Below are 18,313 nucleotides of genomic sequence, written 5' to 3'. Positions count from 1 at the left end.
AGCTCAGAGGATGGTTCCGTGTTTCTTGTCTGGCAGGTCTTTCTCGACGGTCTCGTAGAACGCAAACCGGTTCGTCAGTTCCGTTCTGAGGTCGCTGGGCGGAACGATGTCGTCGACGACAACTTCGCTGGCCATTCGATGAATGTCGATATCCTCGCGATAGGCTTCGCGGAGTTCTTGCTCCTTTTGCTGTCGTTCATCCTCGTCATCGATCTCGGAGAGCTTGCGGGCGTAGACGGCGTTGATAGCCGCCTCGGGCCCCATTATGGCGATTTCCCCGCTCGGAAGCCCGATCGTCGACTCGGGGTCGTAGGCGGGACCGGACATGGCGTAAATGCCCGCACCGTAGGCCTTCCTGACCACAACGGACTGCTTGGGCACTGTCGCCGAAGACGTGGCGTAGATCATCTTCTTGCCCTGTTCGAGGATACCTTCCTTCTCGACGCCTGACCCGGCCATGAACCCCGGCGTGTCACAGAGATACAACAGCGGGATGTTGTAGGCGTCACAGGTCCAGATGAACTGGGCGGCTTTCTCTGCTGCGTCCGGGAAGATGGCTCCCGCGCGCTGGGCTGGCTGATTGGCGATGACGCCGATTGGCCGGCCGTCTATCCGGGCAAACGACGTGATTATTTCCTTGCCGTACTCGGGCCGGAGCTCGAGTGTCGACCCAGCATCGACGACTCGCTCGATCACGTCGAACATATCATAGCCCTTGTTGGGCTTTTCTGGCACGACGGCATCGATACCCTCCGGCGAGCGCTTCGGGGCCGTCCCGCTGGTCTGTGGTGGGTCTTCGTCGGCGTTGTCGGGCAAATAGTTGATGAGTTGCGCAACGAGTTCGCGGGCGTGTTCCTCGTCGTCGGCGATGAGGTCCGCACTCCCGGAGTGCTGTGCGTGGATGTCAGGGCCACCAAGTTCTTCGAGACTGATCTCTTCGCCGGTGACCATTTCGACCATCCGGGGACTGGCGATCGCCATTGCGCTCATATCCCGGACCATAACGGTGAAATCCGCGAAGACGGGCGTGTAGGCTGCGCCGGCGATACAGGGACCGTACAGCACACAGATCTGCGGGACCCGCCCAGAGAGCATCGAGTGATTGTAGTAGAACTTTCCGATACCTTCGCGGTTGGCGAAAAAGCCCGTCTGCTGGTCGATACGACCCCCCGAGGAGTCCATCAGATACAGCACCGGTCGCCCGGTTTTCAGCGCCCGCTGTTGCATCCGGAGGAACTTCTCGACACCCTTTGCGGCCATGCTGCCGCGTTTGACCGTGTAGTCGTTGGCCATGAAATGCAGGTCACGGCCCTCGAACTCCGCGGCCCCCGTGATGAGCCCGTCGGCCGGGAGCTGGTCGTCGGCGTCGAACTCCGCAAATTTCCCGTCTTCGAACAGGAAATCGTCACCGAACCACAGGTCGATACGGTCCCGGACGAACAGCTTTCCCTCCTCAGGCAACTGCTCTTTGTACTTTTCCGGCCCGCCTTCGAGGATCTCTGCAATCTCCTCGCGCAGGGCCTCCTCGCGTTCGGTCGGGCCGAGGTCGTCCTCGACTGGGTCCGTGGATTCATCCTGCCGAGTGCCGTCGTACGTGGCACTGCTGACCGTTTCGCCGCCGTCGACAACGAGGGTAATGTCGTCCTCGAAGTGTGTCGCCAGCGCCTCGGCAATGGCCTGTGCTTCCGATTCGGTCGCGTCGTCTGAAATTTTGACTTGCATACTTATTCCTCCAGTACAACCAGGGTGTCACCCATGTCTACGGAATCGCCCTCTGCGACCGGGACAGATGCGACAGTGCCGCCCGCAGATGCCACCACGTCGTTTTCCATTTTCATCGCCTCCAGCACGCAGACGACATCGCCCGCAGCAATATCGTCACCGGGTGCAACTTTAGTCGAAAGAATAGTGCCCTGCATCTCGGCCGTAATCGCACCCGACGTGGTCACGTCCACCGTGCCGCCACCGGATGAGTTGCCGCCCGAAGTGCCACTGCCGGAGCCGCCACTGGCGTTGCCATCACGGGAGATGCGGGGCAGTCCGTCCGTAACGACGACATCGAAGCGCTTCCCATCGACTTCGACAGCGATTTGATCCGTCGACGCCGCCGAGGCGTCGCCACCGACCTCGTCAGTCCCCCATCGTGCAACAGCCGCGTCGAGGGCATCGTCGGCGAGTTCCTGGTCGAGGTATTTTGTTGTATGCGTCCCGGCGCGGAAGGTGTCGTCATCCAGCATCAACCGATGGAACGGGATGGTGGTATGGACCCCCTCGACAGTGAAATGGTCAAGAGCACGCTTTGACCGGTCCAGACAGTGCTCCCGGTCCTCGCCAGCGACGATGAGCTTCGCGATCATCGAGTCGTAGTCGCCCCCGATATCGTCGCCCTGGGAGACCGCGTGGTCGAGCCGGACACCGATACTGCTTGGCGGCGCGTACGTCGTTAGCGGCCCTGGCGTCGGCGCGAAGTCTTCCGCCGGATTCTCCGCGTTGATCCGGTACTCGACGGCGTGCCCGTCTATCGACACGTCGTCCTGTGTAAAGTCCAGTCGCTCGCCTGCAGCGACCCGGAGCTGCCAGCGAACGATATCGATCCCGGTCACTGCTTCAGTGACGGTGTGTTCGACCTGAATTCGGGTGTTCACCTCCATGAAATAGAATTCCCCGTCTTCGACGAGGAACTCCACGGTCCCGGCGTTCGTGTACCCGGCTTCACTGACACCGCGTCTGGCGGCCGCCCCGATCTCCGTACGCAGTTCGGCGTCAAGCGCTGGACTCGGGGCTTCCTCGATGACTTTCTGGTGGCGACGTTGCAGCGAGCAATCGCGCTCGCCGAGGTGGCGGACATTGCCGTGTTCGTCCGCAAGCACCTGCACTTCGACGTGCTTTGGGGCTTCGAGATACTTTTCGACGTACACCGAGTCATTGCCGAAATACGCTTCCCCCTCGCGTTTTGCGCTTTTGAGCGCCTCCGCAACTTCGGCCTCGCTCCGAACGATCTTCATGCCACGACCGCCACCGCCGCCTTCAGCCTTGATTGCGATGGGGTAGCCGTACTCTGCACCCAGTTCCCGCACTTCCGCTGGCTCGTCGACCAGATCCGTTGTGCCGGGGACGACTGGGACACCGGCGTCCTGCATCACTGTCCGGGCTTTCGTCTTTTCGCCCAGCGTCTCCATCGCGTCGCTTGGCGGACCGACCCACCTGATACCGTTGGTAGCCTCAACACGGCTAGCGAACTCGGCGTTTTCGGCGAGGAAGCCGTACCCGGGGTGGATTGCGTCGGCCCCGGCCCGCTCAGCGACATCAAGGATAGCGGTCTGGTCGAGGTACGACTCGCTTGCAGGTGCCGGGCCGACGTTGTATGCGTCGTCGGCGTACTCAACGTGGCCGGCGTTGCGGTCGGCGTCGCTGTAGACGGCGACCGTCTCGATACCCAGCTCTTCACACGCAGCCATCACACGAACCGCGATTTCGCCGCGGTTTGCGACAAGGACTTTCTCGAACATTAGTAGGATCTGGGGAAGCCGAGGTGCTGGCCGATATGGTTGTACGCCATCTGCTGGGAAACTGGGGCCAACCGTGTCAGGTTGATTTCACGCCACCAGCGCTCGACGTCATACTCCTTCGCGTAGCCCCAGCCACCAAACGCCTGCATCGACTGTTTGACCGCTTCGATACCAGCACTGACGGCCGTCGCCTTCGCGACGTTTGTCTCGTATCCACACTCTTCGCCCTGGTCGTAGAGCCATGACGCCTTCTCACGCATGAGTGCCGCCGTTTCCATACGGGCGTACGCCTTGGTGATCGGGAACGAGACCGCCTGATGGCTCCCGATAGGCGCATCGAACACCTCCCGGTCGCTGGCGTACTCGATAGCAGTGTCCGCGGCTAGTTTGCCGATACCGGTCCCGGCGGCGGCAAAGCCAATACGTTCCGGGTTCAGCATATCGACCAAGGTCCACCAGCCGTCGTCTTCCTCGCCCAGCAGGTTCTCCTCGGGGACCCGAACGTCCTCGATAAAGACTTCACAGGACTTCGAGTAGTTGATACCGTGTTTGGGAATCGGAGACACGTCGATGTTGGGGTCGTCCATGTCGACGATGAACAGGCTTATGCCGTCAGTCCCGCGCTCGACCTCGTCACGTGGGGTCGTGCGCGTGACGAGAATCATGTTGTCAGCCCGGTCGGCGAAGGTAATCCAGGCCTTGTTCCCGTTCAGCACGTACTCGTCGCCGTCTTTCTCGGCACGGGTCGCGACGTTCAGCGTGTTTGTCCCGGCTTCGGGCTCTGTGATACCGATAGAGAAGTTTCGCTTGCCGTTAGCGATGTCCGGCAGATAGGTCTGTTTCTGCGCTTCTGTCCCGTTCTCGCTGATACCGACAGCAGCCATGCCGGCGGTGAGCACCAGATACCACGTGCCCGCCATGCCACAGCCTTCGGCACAGAGTGTCTCCATGACCAGCCCCATCTCCTGTATGCCCATCCCGGCCCCTTCGTACTCCGGCGGGACCAGCAGGCCGTGGAAGCCGGCTGCAGCCAGTTCGTCCCAGAATTCCTGTCCGAACTCGCCTGCTTCTTCTTTTTCGCGCCAGTACTCCGGTCCGTACTCGGCCGCCACGTCCGCTGCGGTCGACCGAATTATCGAGCGTTCCTCTGTAGCTTCGAAATTCATTGTGGTTGTGTCTGCGTTGGCACTCGTACTGCTTGATACCCTGTGTCAGGATTCGACTTCAGCTTCTGCTTCGGCGTCGTCGTGGAGCTCGGTTCGGCGGATTTTTCCAGTCACGGTCTTGGGCAGTTCCTCGCGGAACTCGATTTCGCGCGGGTACTCGTGTGCGGAGAGCTCTTCTTTCACGTAGCTCTGGATGTCTTCTTTGAGTGGGTCGGACGGCTCCGCGTCCTCGCTCGGCACAACATAGGCCTTGACGATGTTGCCCCGCGCTTCGTGAGGTTTGGGAACGACGGCCGCCTCAGCGACCGCTTCGTGTTCGCCCAGCGAACTCTCGACCTCGAACGGCCCGATGCGGTAGCCTGAAGAGAGGATCACGTCGTCTGCCCGCCCTTCGAACCAGAAATACCCGTCCTCGTCCTTATGTGCCAGATCGCCCGAGAGATACCATTTCCCGTCAGGACCGTCGATGAACGCCCGCTGGGTTTTCTTGGGCTTGTTCCAGAACTCGGCGAAGAAACACGGATAGTCCCCTCGTTGCGCGATCTCGCCCGTTTCGCCGGGTTCCAGAACTTCACCGCTCTGTGGGTCGACGATGTCGGCCTCGATTCCGGGGAGTGGTTTCCCCATCGACCCGGGCCGGAGTTCCATCGTCGGATAGTTGTTGATAATCATGTTCCCAGTCTCGGTCTGCCCGTACGTATCGAGAATCGTGACACCGAGTTCGTCCTCTCCCCACTCAACGACCCCGGCGCTGAGTGGTTCGCCAATAGAGAGCGCATGCCGTAGATCAAGGTCGACATCGGCAAGCACGTCTTCGTTTTCCCGGAGCATCCGGTAGGCCGTCGGGACCGAGAACAGGACGCTGATCGGGTATTCATCCAGCAGGGCGGCCCACTCGTCGGTGTCGAACTCGCCCTCGTACGTGAACAGCGACGCACCCCAGAACCAGGCACCGAGTGTGTTGATTGCACCCGTCAGCCAGCCGAGGTCGCCAGTCGACCAGTACAGGTCGCCATCCTGAAGATCCACGGCGTATTTTTGTGTTGCCGCGACACCGGCGATCCAGCGCTGCTTGTGGAGGACGCCTTTGGCCAGCCCAGTGGTTCCTGAGGTGTAGTACAGCAGTGCGTCGTCTTCCCCGCTGGTCTCGGCAATCTCGTAGGCTGTGCTCGCGCCGTCGAGCGCAGTATTGAAGACCACGTCACCAGCGGGTGCGCCGCCGCCGCGGTCAACGGTAATCACGTGTTCGACCGCGGGCGCATCGTCCAGTGCGTCTTCGACCGTGTCTCGATTGTCAGTCGTGGTGACGACGACCTTCGCGTCGCAGTCGTCCAGACGGTACGAGATGCCATCGGGCCCGAACCGCTCGTTGACGCTTCCCCAGACCGCACCGTGTTTGAGCGTTCCGACCAGCGCCACGTAGTGCTCGGGGATTCGAGGCATATACGAGAAAACCCGGTCGCCCTGCGCAACCCCGAGGTCGTCAAGGACGTTGGCAAACTGGCTTGAGCGGTCAGCAAGCTCCCAGAACGTCATCTTCGACAGCTCTCCGTCGGTCCCGACCTGATAGAGTGCGACCTGTCCACGGTCGGTCGCGTGTCGGTCGGCAACTTCGTGCCCGATGTTCAGGTCGTTCGGTGCATCCCAGTCCGCGTCCGCGTAAATATCGTCCCAGGAGAATTCTTGCCGTGCTGTGTCGTAGTCCGGGAGGTTATGGCTGGTCACCATACACCGCTCGGAATACCGGTTTCCGGTATAACTGTACCGGTTACTTTCCACGCAAAATATATTGTACCAATTACTATTTGGCTTCTTTCGTAGGTAGTATTTGTACTACGTATAGCGTAAACAGATGCGTTTACGACATCCTTGAATATATACACACTCGGGAGACATATTCAGCGAGACGCGCCGCTTTCATTCGTGTCTTCGAGACCGGTGTCGGATTCGTCCCACAGAGCACGCGCCACGTCGCGGACGTTGCCCGGGAAGGAGTTCTGGAACGTGACCCGTGGCGCGATGTACGTTTCCTTCCAGCGCGGGTCCCATGCCGCATTCACGTACAGACGCGAACCGGTTTCATTGTCCGTTCGGTAGTGCGGCCGTGTCGCCGCCGGTGCGTCCGGTTCGCTGAACGTCCAGTCGCGAGCCGGGTGAGATTTCAGCCAGACGTCAGCCAGAACGCGGCCGAAATCCTGTGGCGGCACGTCTTCGTCGACGATAACCACTGTGTCGAAAAGCGACGAGAACGAAAAGAGGATATTCGCGAGTTGCCACTCGAAGCCGCCATACAACACGTCACTGGCCACGAAACAGATACCAAGCTCGGCCTCTGCTGGTAACATGACCCATTCGACTGGTGAGATACCCCAGTAGTTGTTGACCCGGTGATAGAGCGTTGCGGCGGTCGCAAGCCCCGTAAGCTGGATATCATCCGCGAGTGGGCGGCCGACCGGGGAGATGGGGATGACTGGGGTGTCAGTAGCGCGGACGCTCTCAACCGACAGTGAGAGCGGCCCGCTCGCAACGACGTACTCCCAGCCTTCTCGACGGTCGGAGCGGAAGTCAGGTTGGCGGTCCACAACTGTCGTCTCGATAACAACCTCCGTCGCACTCGGGACGAGTCCGCCGTTGGTCGGGACGAGCGGAACGGTGCCAGTTACCCCACAGGACTGGATTGGCGTGGTCGTTTGCTCGGTGACAGCGAGCAGGTATGCGGTCGTAATCGCCGCCGGCGGCACGCCAAGCGCTATCGTCATCGTGGTCCCGTCAGCAACAAGCGACGACAGCGCGTCCGGGACGCGCACTCTGAGCGTGTCGCCGCCCACAACCGAGCCGTGAACCGGTGCCCAGTGTGTGCCGTCAGCGGTCGAGGCCGATGCGACACCAAGCGTCACTGCGGGCCACATATCGGTTTCGCCCTGTGGGAGCTGCAGGTCCTGTACGTCGATATCTGTCCCCGAGGCTGCCTGCCCCGCATATGTCGGCTCCGGATTCCCGCCGGTTGGGCCGAGAGTGCTGATTGTCTCCAGCAGATCAACAAGCGTGGCGTCCGGCTCAACTCCAAGGCCGAGCGCCAGTCGCGACCACGGCCGGGCCTCGCGGTGCTGTGTCTGGTCCGGACCGCTGAACACACCGCTAACTAGATCTATGCCTGTGGGTCGCTGGAACCGAAGCGCCGGCCCACTCGCACGGAGCGCCTCTGCCGCAAGCACGTCAACCGGGACCTCGAATGGGCCGTCGAGTCGGACGAGGTCGTCGTCGCCGGCCAGTCCACGGACGTACTGCGTGAACGGTATCACTGTGATTTGCCCTCCCGCTCGTCGAGCCGGTCGAACCGCGCAGCGTCTAGTCCCGCTTCGACCAGCCGCTCTTGGGCTCGCTTCCGTGTTTCTGCGGTCGCCGTCGTGTCTGTCGCGTCACCGTCAGTCGTTGCGTCGATGTAGGCTTTAGCCGTCTTCGCCTTCGAAGTCCCCACATCCGCACTGCCCTTCTCGTCGGGCGTCTGGTAGATGTTGAGCGGGACTTTCGGCATCCGCTCGACGCCGAACTGGTGGAAGTCGGCGTCCGGATCAGCCTCAAGTGCGATGGCCGTCAACACTGCCCGCGGGTCAAGCGGGTCGACAGCAGCGTCGACAAATACGAAGAAGTCGATGTGGAGCATCCCCCACGTCGTGAAGATAAAGTTCGCCAGTTCGTGGAGATACCCCGGATACGGTCGGTCAGTCGCGATGACCCAGACGGTGCGGGAGGTAAAGCGCCACGGGACCGCCATCGCAACGTCAAATCCGGCGGCTCGGAGTCCAACGGTCGCGTCGGGGCCGGCTGCGACGAGTCGGAGCGTACTCGTCGAGTTCTGTCCGTATCCGACACCGCTCCCCTCGACGCAAAACGGTAGCCGCGGTTCGTGGCGGTGGGTGATCGCATCGACCTCGAACACCGGCATGGAGCGCCGCGGGCCGTTCATGTAGCCGAAGTAGTCTCCGAACGGTCCCTCATCAAGCCGGTCGTCGGGTCGAACGTGCCCTTCGAGAACTAGCTCGGCCGTCGCCGGAACGTACAGGTCATTGGTTTCGCACTGGACGAGGTCTACAGGCGCATTTTTCAGGCCGCCCGCGAAGGCCGCTTCGCTCCGCCCTGTCGGGATCCACATATCTGCAGTACTCTCGACAGTGGGTTCTGCACCGATAACGACCGCGACTGGCATCGGTTCGCCCCGCGGCTCGTAGTCGTAGTAGTAGCGGTTGGGAACCTGCTCACCGGCCAGTAACAGCAGACTGGCCTGGGAGCTGTCGTGGATCATCATTCGATGGCTCGACCAGGTCCCCCACTCTGTGTCGGGGTCCGGTGCGACGATGGTGTGGTGGTTAGAATACCGCCCGCCGTCGCCCTCGTGGATATATGGCCACGGGAACGACAGGAGGTCGACCTCGGTTCCCGTCCGCACTGTTTCCTTACAGGGGGCCCTGTGACTCGCAACGGTTCGAGGCGCTTTCGTCCTGTTGAGGCGGGCAATCACTCGGTCGTAGTACGTACAGCCTGAAAGGCCACTTGGGAAGCCCAGCGCTTGAGCGAAGTGATCCCAGGGGCGTGTCTGAGGGCCGCGGTACGGGTCGCCAACCAGTTTCGACTCCGTTTCTATCCCTGCGATGGACTCGAACACCGGGACCGGTCTGTCACGGATGTTGGCAAGCATCGTCGCTGCACTTGCTTCGAGGTCCCACGACACCGGTTGGTCGAAGGACCGAAGCCAGCCGGTCGTGTCGAGCAAATCGAGGTACTCGCGGAGCGAATTGACTGCCATCTGTCACTCCTGTTTTCCGAGCACGCGCCTGAGTGGGTCGTCATCGGGTTCGCGGCGGACCTCCGCGTAGGCGTCCAGCAGGGCCGGTCGCTCTGTGGCGAGGTGGTCGAACGCGACCTCACGAAGCGCATCGGCCGTTGATTCGTACTCGCCAGTCTCGACGAGATACTGCAAGAGTACCTTCAGATCGTCGGACCGGGTGTTGAGGATATTCGACGCCGTCTCCTGTTCGGCCGCCAGATGGGCTACGAGCTCGTGATCGATACCGGTCGCATCGGTCTCATCAAGTAGTTCGACGTATCTGGTCTCGCTGACGCTCTCGTGTGGCCCGGCAACGATTGTAAGCGGTTCCGGGTCAGTGAGCTCAGCAGGGTCCTTGGCAATCCGGACGCGTGCCTCGAAAATGCGTTTCGTCTGCGCGTCCGTGATCTGTAGTGTGGTTTCTGCCTGTGCTTCCTCAGGGAGATGGTCTGTTGACGTGATGTAGTGGCTCGACATTACCTGCCCTCAGTTGGTCTGCTGATGTTCTTAGCAACCTCTTGTTCCAATGGCATATATGTACCGTCGTCGCGTCACTATCGCACCGGTTCGTACGTCACCGTCACAATCTGATCGAAGTGGCAACGGTAGATTGTGATCCCGGCATCTGTAGTTGGAGATGCTCCACACACCCACCCCACTGCTTCCGCTGTTAGGAAATAAATAGACGGCACCACCCCCGTGGGAGGAGGTGATTTGCTATTTTGTGGTAATGTAGTAATGTTATTGTTTTTTAGCGATATACTTGAAGTTATTTATTACCACTAGAAAATTTGAGGTTGCAGTTCGAATGGGCCACCGCAGGCTGTCAGGTCTAACAGCGGAAGCAGTGGAGTGGGAGTCCCTGTGTACTCCGTCTCGTACAGCAGTATCTTATACAGGCATCGGTTTACCCCCAGAACGATTTCGGTACTCTCTCGTAGATTGCCCCTGACCTGCCAGTAGGTCAATGCAGGCGACAAAGGCGATTGTGAGGGATGGTCTCTCTGACAGAGACCATCCCGTGTCGTCTGCTTTGGGGAGTGCAGTCGCGTGACTTCCTCAGATGACAGCGTTGAGGTTTCGCGTGAGGAACTTCTTGCGCTCAAAAATCGTGTTGAGAAGCTTGAACAGGAGAATCAACACCTCCGCGAAGAGAACAAGCGGCTCAGAGCCAAACTTCGCTGGCACGAAGGACCGCACACCCCCTCCAGTCAGAAACAATCTGACTCTGAGGAGTCGTCCTCGTCTTCATCCGACGAGGACGACGAAGAACCTCGTACTGACGGCGGGACACCGGGTCGAAAATCCGGCCATAATCCCGAGTGGCGGTCTGCACCCGATCCAGATGAGGAGGTCGAAGTCACGTGTGACTGTTGCCCTGACTGTGGTGAGCAGTTCGATGAGTCGGAGGGCATCAGCCCGCGACTCGTCGAAGAGATTCCTGATCCGCAGCCTGTGGAAGCTACCCAGTACAACCGCCATTACTACGAGTGCGACTCGTGCGGAACCGAGACGGTGGCATCACACCCCGACTGCCCCGATGAGGGGCAGTTCGGGGTGAACGTCATCGCGCAGGCGGCTCTTTCCCGGTACGATCACCGGCTTCCCTACCGAAAGATCGCTGATCGTTTCAACCAACTCCACGGATTGGACCTTTCGGGCGCGTCCGCGTGGCATGCGACCGAGCGCGCAGCGCGCGCCGGTCGCTCGGAGTACGAGCAGATACGTAGACAGATTCAACAGGCCGACGTGGTCAACGTTGATGAAACGGGAATCAAGCGCGACGGAGACCAAGCGTGGCTCTGGACGTTCCGAACGGACAAGCACACGCTGTACGCCGTCCGGGAAAGTCGTGGCCACGATGTTCCTGCGGAAGTCCTCGGGGAGGACTTCGCAGGAACGATTATCTGTGACGGGTGGACAGCGTACCCAGCTTTCAGCAAGAAACTCCAGCGGTGTTGGGCGCACATTCTCCGGGAGGCCGAGGATGCTGCCGAACAGCAGGAAGAAGGCGAACCGATCTACCGAGCGCTCACACAGTTGTATGCCGCTCTCCAGACTCAGCTGGAGAGCGACTTGACACTGCGCGAGCGGGCAGAATTACAGCGTGTCGCGCGGAGAGAACTCGAATCGTTGATTGAGCGGTCGGTCCCCGACGGACCAGTGGCAACACTACTCGGGAAGATCGAAGGAGGCCTCGACCACTGGCTCACCTTCGTCGGTGAGCCAGCGGTCTCGCCGACGAACAACGCTGCGGAAAACGCGCTACGTGAACCAGTCGTTCTTCGGAAAATCATCGGGACACTCCGGAACGACCGCGGAATGTTCGTCCACGAAACCCTCTTCTCCCTGCTGGCAACGTGGAGCCAGCAGGGACGCAATCCCTATGAGGAACTCAAGCGAGTCGTTCGGGACAACGAGATGATCTCACGAGCTCGCGCTGTACCGGTCGTTGAATCCACAGGGTAAACACATACGCTAAATCAAAGGAGTTGAAGCGGGATGATTCGGTTGCCTATGACACAAATCTCCCGCTTCACTGGTGAGATTGTGCCGATTGCTCAAGTTGTTACCGGTGATGGAGACGAATCCGCCGCCCCGGAAGGCGGCGGCGGATTCGCCGACTATGCCATCGTTTCCCTGCATTGTCTGCGGATCTATCTTGATACATCCTACCGGATGACGATTGACCTGCTCAAAGAGATGCCACAAATAATCGGGGAGATCGGCCTCAGCGCGGCCGATCTCCCCTCTCCATCTACGTTGTGTAAAGCGTTCGACCGAATCGAAATGAGCGTCTGCCGAGTGTTGCTGCGCCAGTCGGCGCAGCTGCACGACCCATCGAAACACGCTGCTATCGACGCTACATTCTACGAACGCTCAGCAGCGAGCCGTCACTACTGCCAGCGCATAAGCTACCGCGTCCAGAAGCTGAAAGTCACGAAACTCGTCGATACAGAGACCCAAGCAATCCTTGACGTACACTGCTCAACGACTCGGGAAGGAAGCGACGCAGACCTCGCTGAGCAGATCGTCCGCCGGAACGCGGGCGATCTGCGGTCTCTAGCGGCCGATAAAGGCTACGACAAGCAAGCGCTCCGTAAAGCACTGCGTGAACTCGGCATCAGACCGCTCATCAAGCACCGCATCTTCGCTCCCTACGACCACGCTCACAACGCCAGAATCGACAAACAACGCTACAATCAGCGCTCTATGACTGAGACCGTTAATTCGGCCGTGAAGCGCTCGCTCGGCTTCGCCGTGCGAGCGCGTTCCTGGTTTCGTGAGTTCCGAGAAATCGCCCTGATGTGTGTCGTCTATAACATCAAACGTGCCGTCAAACAGTGAATTCCACCGCCTTATGGCGATTCAACACAGCCTCGCAAACCTATACATATGTACAGGGATGGTAACAATTGAGTGCATATAAAATACTGAGGGTGTCATAGAACAGTTAACACACCAAAGAGCAGGGTGAATGCTGAGGTGGTATGGACTCAACGACCCTGCAAAATGATCCTTCGGTCGAGTCGTTCTTCAATGTCGTGGAGACAGAGACGCTTGCGTTGTTCGAGCACCTCTCCTTCGAGTTTCTCGAAGAGTTCGACGTGTTCGCCCCGACGGAGACGGGGCGAACACGAGAGCACGAGCCTCCAGAAATGATGCGTGGCTTCCTCCACTGCTATTACAAAGACATATACGGGATTCGTCCTGTTGCAAGAGAGCTGCACAACACGGTTGTCTGGCTTGGCTGTGGCTTTGATTCACCGCCGTCCAGAGATGCGGTTGATCGCTTTCTCACCGACCTCGAACATGTCGTCGACGACGTATTCGACCGGTTCGTCGAGCAGGCCGCCCGCCGCGGCCTGCTCGACTTGACCTACTGTATCGATTCAACCGACGTGAGGGCGATGCCCGCCGATCAAGACGCGTCGAAATGCTATGATCCAACCGACGACGAGTACTACTACGGCTACGGCTGCACGATCGTCTCGACCGGACAAAAGATCCCGATTGCGGCGGAGTTCACAGAGAGTAAGCAAGCGCCAGAAGAGACGGCGATGCGCGTCACACGTGACGCGCTCGCCGTCGCCACACCGATCTGGATGGTTGGTGACAGCGCCTACGACACACTCGACTGGCACGACCACCTGCTGGCTGCAGGGGTCGTGCCAGTCGCCCCGTACAACGCGCGAAACACCGACGACCCGAAAGACATCGAGTACAGGGTCGAAGACCGTATCGAACAACACGGCGAGGACGTTCAGCTGAAGCAGTCCACGTTGGATGAGACGTACAACCGACGTACGGGAGTCGAACGAACTAACGACTCAGTGAAGGACTGCGGCCTCGGGCGAACGCACGCCCGAGGCCGCGTTCACGCACGAGCACAAGTGTTCCTCGCTCTGTGCCTTCGTCTCGTCGTCGCAATCACCAACTACGAACGCGGAGACAATCCGGGAAGCACGATCATCACGGTGTGAGAAGAGTTCTATGACACCCTCAATACTGTTTAATGGGTTGATCGCATCGAAGCTTCGAATAATGCTCGCCGGTGCGTCGGTGTGACCCTCAGTGAGGTTTGTTGGGTGGCAGTCCGAAGATGCCATGGAACAGTCAGTATGGGTTTCTGAGAATCATCAACCCGAGTTCAACGATGAGGTTCGTCGAGGCGAACATGAACGCGAGGAAGTTCACCACGGGCGTAGGCGGTGGGTTCCTGTGGATGACGCTCTGGACGGTGGTCCTGATTAGTATCCCGCTCGGCCTCGGGTACCTGTTTCTCACCCAGCGTGACTCCGGTGGTGGCACGACCGACGACGCACTGACCGTCCTGCGGCGTCGCTACGCCAGCGGTGAAATCGACGAGGAGGAATTCGACGCGCGCCGTCGGAAACTGCAACGCGGTGAATGAGTGGTGGCCGACTCGCACGACTCAGGTGACGTGAGCCATCGTGAACACAGTCACGATGAGGGCCACACCCACCACGAGGAGCACAGCAGCCACGACGGTCACGGCGACCATGGCGGTGGCCACAAGCGCGGCGGGATGCACGCCGGTCACGAACAGATGTTCTGGCGGCGCTTCCGAAAAGTCGATGAGACACACTCACTCGTCGGAGTTCCACTCGCCACCGACTCTGTCGACGCCCATCATCGCCGATCCGGGATGTTCGGTGAATACGACTTTCATGTTTTCGTCGGGAATATCGAGTTCTTCCGCCGCATACTCCATCGTGGCGAGGGCGAACGCGCGTTTCCGGTCGATGGACCTCCCGCGACGGATTTCAGCGTCGAGGAACAGCAGCGGTCCATCGACGGCCCGTCCGAGATGCATCTCCGCCGGGTCGCGCTCTCGGATTGTGACCGCGATGTGGCCGGCAGTCGTCGCCATTTCGGTCGTGTAGAATTCTGTTACGCGTTCGGCTAGCGAGGTTTTCGCAGCATCCGATAGCGTCGGTGCGATGTCAAACTGTAGCAGTGGCATGGGGGCAGTCATCCCGAAAGCGACTTTTATTTTGTCCGTCCAGCCAACCACCCTAGTCAGTGGCATGACTATCGACCTCCCTCAGTCGAAGGGCGTGTTTCGGCTGCCTATCCCGTGGCCCATCTAACCAGCATCATTTAAATTGTGGGTGGTCATACTGAGGGCAGGTTGAACACATTGCACATCTGCCTCGAATCCCGGCCGAGGTCCGGTGAGTGTTCTAGGGAATACGGGCAACACGGTGGTGTTGAATTTGGTGACTGACAACTCCGAGACTGTCGAATACGCCGATGTGGACGATATTTCACCGATGGCGTGGCGACTCCTCCGGGTCGCGGCCGGATACGAGCAACGGGGCGTCGAGCGAGAAGTCGACGACCTCATGCAGGCACACCTCTCAATGCTTGAAAACGGAACTCGCGGCCTATCAGACGCTCGTCGTCAGGTCCTGTTCGACCTGTATGCGGTCGACCTCAGTCCGGACCAGATCAACGCGATAGTCACCAACTTCTAAAACGTCATTATACATCACCCAAGATTTAAGACCGGTGGCTGGGGAGTACCCTGTGTATCAATGATACACCGTACTCTGAGCGAGGTACAGACACGGCTGGTCAAGTTCGGGATTGTGTGTCTCGGGACGGTGCTCATCGCAGCCGCACCAACGCCGGCGGGGCTCTCGCTGGCCGGTCAGTACACGCTCGCGACGATGTTTTTCGCCGGGGCGCTGTGGGTAACGGGCACGCTCCCACTCGCGGTGACCGCGCTGTCGATTCCGGTGCTGCTCACTGCTACTGGGGTCTACGACGACATGGACACCGCGCTCGTCGGGTTCGCGGACCACCTCATCTTCCTGTTCATGGCGGGGTTCATGCTGGCAAACGCCCTCCAGAAGTACGACATCGACCGGCGTATCGCGCTGTACACGATGGCGAGGATGGGCAGTTCGCCCCGTCGCCTCATCGGCGCTGTCATGATATCCACTGCGGGACTGTCGATGTGGGTCTCGAACACGGCGACGGCAGCCATGATGACACCGATTGCGGTCGGTGTCCTCTCTCAGGTGCTCAGCAGCGAGGGCGTCGCGGCGGTCGGTGAGTCTACCCCAGAAGGGGCTGCTTCGGGAACGGCCACGGACGGTGGCATCGGCACCGCGGACGAGTTTACCAACATGCAGATTGGGATGTTGCTCGGGACGGCCTATGCCGCCAGTATCGGCGGTGTTGGGACGATAATTGGTACTCCACCGAACGCCGTGCTCGTCGGGCAACTCAACGCTATCCTTGGGTACGAAATCGGATTCGTCGACTGGCTACTCATCGGGCTGCCCGTCGTCTTCATCACGCTCCCTCTCGTCTGGTATCTCCTTACATACGTCCTGTACCCGCCCCAGATCAACAACGTCGACGAGGCACAGGCACAGGCACAGGCGTACCTCGACGACGAGGACAGTCTCGACCCGCGGGGGCGACGTGTCGCGATTATCTTCGGGGCCACGGCCGGGCTCTGGGTGCTCGGTGGCCTCGGCACGTTCCTGGCCCCGTATCTGCCGGCCGTGTGGCTGACCACGCTCTTTGGTGGCAGCGGGATGACGATCTTCGGACTTGAGGGCCACCAGGGACTCCTCTACTACGTGATGGTCGGTGTGATGGCCATCCCCGCGCTCGTGCTGGCCGACACGATGGAGTGGGACGAACTCGTCGACATCGACTGGGGAACGCTCCTGCTGTTCGGCGGCGGTATCTCGCTCGCCGACGCGCTCGCGAACACCGGAACGACCGAGTGGATAGCGAACACGGTGTTCGGCGGGCTCACCGGGATGCCGGTCGTGCTCATCATCGCCGCGGTCGTGCTCGTCGTCGTGTTCCTGACCGAGATGACCTCAAACACTGCGACGACGACCATTCTTGTCCCGATACTCATCGGTCTGGGCAGTGTCTTCGCGGCCACGCTCGGGCTGACGGATTTCAAGACGGCGATCTTCCTCTCGGTCTCTGGGGCGATCGCGGCCAGTTTCGCGTTCGCGCTCCCCGTGGCGACGCCGCCGAACGCCATCGTCTACGGGAGCGGATACATTAAGCAGAGCCATATGCTGCGAACCGGCGTTATCCTCAACATCGTCATGACTGCAGTGCTGACGGGGCTCATCTGGCTGCTGTTCACCTTCGTCTGGCCGCATCTCCTCTGGTGACACAGCGAGACTGGAGTGTCGACCCCTCTCTCTGGACAGGAATCAGCACCGAACGATATCCCTCGTCTTCCTGTGGCAACTCGCCGCGAGCATCTGTTACTACGCCGTGTTCGCAGCCACGCCGTTTCTCCGGGACGAGTTCGGGCTGACCGGAACGAAAGCCGGACTCGTGGTGACGGTACTGACGCTCGGCTACGCGGTGTTTTTACTGCCACTGGGTGCGGTCACGGACCGGTACGGCGAACACAGAACCCTCTCGATGGGCCTCGTCGGCCTCGCCGGGGGCGCGCTGCTCGTCCCGGTCGCGGACACGTACGGACTGTTGCTGTGCAGTGTCTTCGTCCTCGGTGCGGTGTATGGCACGGCGATACTGGGCACGAACAAGGCGATATTTGGAAACGTCCCGTCCGGGCGGCAAAACCTCGCTGGCGTCGCCGTCGCCGACGCTCAACAACGGGATAGTGGGCAATAGAATCCGGGGCGGCTCGGATAACTCTGGGTTCCCGAAGTCGGTTCGGATGATTCCCCAGTATGTGGGTCCGCCACGGGGAGCGCCTGTGTGCCAGTACCGGAACGTTTACAGCTGGACCGGTGTATCATTGATACATGGCACTGGAAACGGTACTGGTCGCTGGTAGGCCCGGTGACGAGGGTAACGGGCAGCAACTCGCATCGACGGCGATCGACATAGCGAAGCCGGCGGATGCCCGAGTGGTCGTCGGCCAAATATTCACTGATGAGGAATACGAAACTAGCAAAACAAGTCTGGGTTTCGACGACGCCTCTGAGGTGTCGCCCGGACAGATAGCGGCCCAACACGGGCTCTTCAAGTCAATCGTCTCACAGCTCGACTCCGCAGAAGTCGAGTACGAACTGCGCACTGCAACTGGGCCACACGCGAACAGCATCATGGACCTAGCTGCCGACGTAGATCTCATCATTGTCGGTGGAGCGAACCGCTCACCGACGGGGAAAGCCGTCTTCGGCTCCACCACGCAAGATGTCCTCGTTCAGGCCCCCTGTCCCGTGGTGTTCGTCCGTCGAGAGTGACTGGTGTGAAACTGTGGCGCACAGCTTCGATGCCACCTGAGGACTTGGCGGCGTGGCTTGAAGGCCTAATCTGGCGGTTCAATC

The 18,313-nt window shown here is 60.1% G+C and carries 15 protein-coding genes and 2 pseudogenes; 8 read left to right on the top strand and 9 right to left on the bottom strand.

Annotated elements, in window-relative coordinates; translation table 11 throughout:
- Nucleotides 1–3 precede the first annotated feature (3 nt).
- The 7 genes from BDK61_RS20330 to BDK61_RS20300 form a co-directional block, all read right to left on the bottom strand.
- Nucleotides 4–1,722, bottom strand: a complete 1,719-nt coding sequence (locus BDK61_RS20330) for an acyl-CoA carboxylase subunit beta (RefSeq protein WP_121304380.1) — start codon at nt 1,720–1,722, stop codon at nt 4–6.
- 2 nt (nt 1,723–1,724) lie between these two features.
- Nucleotides 1,725–3,509 carry an acetyl/propionyl/methylcrotonyl-CoA carboxylase subunit alpha gene (locus BDK61_RS20325; RefSeq protein WP_121304379.1) on the bottom strand — a complete coding sequence of 595 codons (1,785 nt, stop codon included), beginning with the start codon at nt 3,507–3,509 and terminating at the stop codon, nt 1,725–1,727.
- Nucleotides 3,509–4,675, bottom strand: a complete 1,167-nt coding sequence (locus BDK61_RS20320; RefSeq protein WP_121304378.1) for an acyl-CoA dehydrogenase family protein — start codon at nt 4,673–4,675, stop codon at nt 3,509–3,511. Before BDK61_RS20320 ends, BDK61_RS20325 begins: the two co-directional genes overlap by 1 nt.
- A 45-nt stretch (nt 4,676–4,720) precedes the next feature.
- On the bottom strand, nt 4,721–6,403 hold the full coding sequence (locus BDK61_RS20315; RefSeq protein ID WP_121304377.1) for an acyl-CoA synthetase: 1,683 nt from the start codon (nt 6,401–6,403) through the stop codon (nt 4,721–4,723).
- Nucleotides 6,404–6,573: 170 nt separating this feature from the next.
- Entirely contained in the window at nt 6,574–7,977 is a 1,404-nt protein-coding gene (locus tag BDK61_RS20310) for a UbiD family decarboxylase (protein ID WP_121304376.1), read from the bottom strand.
- Nucleotides 7,974–9,479: a UbiD family decarboxylase gene (locus BDK61_RS20305; protein WP_121304375.1), complete on the bottom strand. Its 1,506-nt coding sequence runs from the start codon at nt 9,477–9,479 to the stop codon at nt 7,974–7,976. Before BDK61_RS20305 ends, BDK61_RS20310 begins: the two co-directional genes overlap by 4 nt.
- Before the next feature lie 3 nt (nt 9,480–9,482).
- Entirely contained in the window at nt 9,483–9,977 is a 495-nt protein-coding gene (locus BDK61_RS20300) for a hypothetical protein (RefSeq protein WP_004966609.1), read from the bottom strand.
- Between the two features lie 518 nt (nt 9,978–10,495).
- On the opposite strand from BDK61_RS20300, the pseudogene tnpC reads away from it, so the two are divergent.
- From tnpC to BDK61_RS20280, 4 genes and pseudogenes are all read left to right on the top strand, one after another.
- Nucleotides 10,496–11,969, top strand: a pseudogene (gene tnpC / locus BDK61_RS20295) (IS66 family transposase).
- Between the two features lie 48 nt (nt 11,970–12,017).
- A complete protein-coding gene (locus tag BDK61_RS20290; RefSeq protein WP_121303441.1) occupies nt 12,018–12,848 on the top strand; it encodes an IS5 family transposase in 831 nt (276 codons plus the stop codon).
- Nucleotides 12,849–12,991: 143 nt separating this feature from the next.
- On the top strand, nt 12,992–13,984 hold the full coding sequence (locus BDK61_RS20285) for a transposase (RefSeq protein ID WP_121303151.1): 993 nt from the start codon (nt 12,992–12,994) through the stop codon (nt 13,982–13,984).
- A gap of 194 nt (nt 13,985–14,178) precedes the next feature.
- A complete protein-coding gene (locus BDK61_RS20280; RefSeq protein ID WP_394295550.1) occupies nt 14,179–14,415 on the top strand; it encodes an SHOCT domain-containing protein in 237 nt (78 codons plus the stop codon).
- A 21-nt stretch (nt 14,416–14,436) separates the two neighbouring features.
- On the opposite strand, the gene BDK61_RS23620 is transcribed toward BDK61_RS20280, so the two are convergent.
- A complete protein-coding gene (locus BDK61_RS23620; protein WP_160164335.1) occupies nt 14,437–14,610 on the bottom strand; it encodes a hypothetical protein in 174 nt (57 codons plus the stop codon).
- Nucleotides 14,611–14,988 carry a tautomerase gene (locus BDK61_RS20275; RefSeq protein ID WP_121304374.1) on the bottom strand — a complete coding sequence of 126 codons (378 nt, stop codon included), beginning with the start codon at nt 14,986–14,988 and terminating at the stop codon, nt 14,611–14,613.
- Between the two features lie 310 nt (nt 14,989–15,298).
- On the opposite strand from BDK61_RS20275, the gene BDK61_RS20270 reads away from it, so the two are divergent.
- The 4 genes and pseudogenes from BDK61_RS20270 to BDK61_RS20255 all read left to right on the top strand — a co-directional run bounded on the left by BDK61_RS20270 (nt 15,299) and on the right by BDK61_RS20255 (nt 18,229).
- The gene (locus BDK61_RS20270) at nt 15,299–15,502 is read left to right on the top strand and encodes a hypothetical protein (RefSeq protein WP_011225062.1); all 204 of its coding nucleotides are present in this window, start codon (nt 15,299–15,301) and stop codon (nt 15,500–15,502) included.
- Nucleotides 15,503–15,562: 60 nt separating this feature from the next.
- On the top strand, nt 15,563–17,179 hold the full coding sequence (locus BDK61_RS20265) for an SLC13 family permease (protein ID WP_121304373.1): 1,617 nt from the start codon (nt 15,563–15,565) through the stop codon (nt 17,177–17,179).
- 31 nt (nt 17,180–17,210) lie between these two features.
- A pseudogene (locus tag BDK61_RS20260) lies at nt 17,211–17,606 on the top strand (MFS transporter); the annotation flags it as partial.
- Nucleotides 17,607–17,785: 179 nt separating this feature from the next.
- Complete coding sequence (locus BDK61_RS20255; protein ID WP_121304371.1) at nt 17,786–18,229, top strand: universal stress protein; 444 nt, start codon at nt 17,786–17,788, stop codon at nt 18,227–18,229.
- The last annotated feature ends 84 nt before the right edge of the window (nt 18,230–18,313 follow it).

This window comes from Haloarcula quadrata, from assembly GCF_003634715.1.
Classification (GTDB): domain Archaea; phylum Halobacteriota; class Halobacteria; order Halobacteriales; family Haloarculaceae; genus Haloarcula; species Haloarcula marismortui.
Note: the sequence above shows the minus strand (reverse complement) of the source record. Positions and strands in the feature narration are given on the sequence as shown.

Excerpts from the sequence above, each read along its gene's own strand:
- BDK61_RS20330 (WP_121304380.1), bottom strand. The coding sequence starts at position 1,722 with ATGCAAGTCAAAATTTCAGACGACGCGACCGAATCGGAAGCACAGGCC.
- BDK61_RS20325 (WP_121304379.1), bottom strand. The coding sequence starts at position 3,509 with ATGTTCGAGAAAGTCCTTGTCGCAAACCGCGGCGAAATCGCGGTTCGT.
- BDK61_RS20320 (WP_121304378.1), bottom strand. The coding sequence starts at position 4,675 with ATGAATTTCGAAGCTACAGAGGAACGCTCGATAATTCGGTCGACCGCA.
- BDK61_RS20315 (WP_121304377.1), bottom strand. The coding sequence starts at position 6,403 with ATGGTGACCAGCCATAACCTCCCGGACTACGACACAGCACGGCAAGAA.
- BDK61_RS20305 (WP_121304375.1), bottom strand. The coding sequence starts at position 9,479 with ATGGCAGTCAATTCGCTCCGCGAGTACCTCGATTTGCTCGACACGACC.
- BDK61_RS20300 (WP_004966609.1), bottom strand. The coding sequence starts at position 9,977 with ATGTCGAGCCACTACATCACGTCAACAGACCATCTCCCTGAGGAAGCA.
- BDK61_RS20290 (WP_121303441.1), top strand. The coding sequence starts at position 12,018 with ATGACACAAATCTCCCGCTTCACTGGTGAGATTGTGCCGATTGCTCAA.
- BDK61_RS20285 (WP_121303151.1), top strand. The coding sequence starts at position 12,992 with ATGGACTCAACGACCCTGCAAAATGATCCTTCGGTCGAGTCGTTCTTC.
- BDK61_RS20280 (WP_394295550.1), top strand. The coding sequence starts at position 14,179 with ATGAACGCGAGGAAGTTCACCACGGGCGTAGGCGGTGGGTTCCTGTGG.
- BDK61_RS20275 (WP_121304374.1), bottom strand. The coding sequence starts at position 14,988 with ATGCCACTGCTACAGTTTGACATCGCACCGACGCTATCGGATGCTGCG.
- BDK61_RS20270 (WP_011225062.1), top strand. The coding sequence starts at position 15,299 with ATGGCGTGGCGACTCCTCCGGGTCGCGGCCGGATACGAGCAACGGGGC.
- BDK61_RS20265 (WP_121304373.1), top strand. The coding sequence starts at position 15,563 with ATGATACACCGTACTCTGAGCGAGGTACAGACACGGCTGGTCAAGTTC.
- BDK61_RS20255 (WP_121304371.1), top strand. The coding sequence starts at position 17,786 with ATGGCACTGGAAACGGTACTGGTCGCTGGTAGGCCCGGTGACGAGGGT.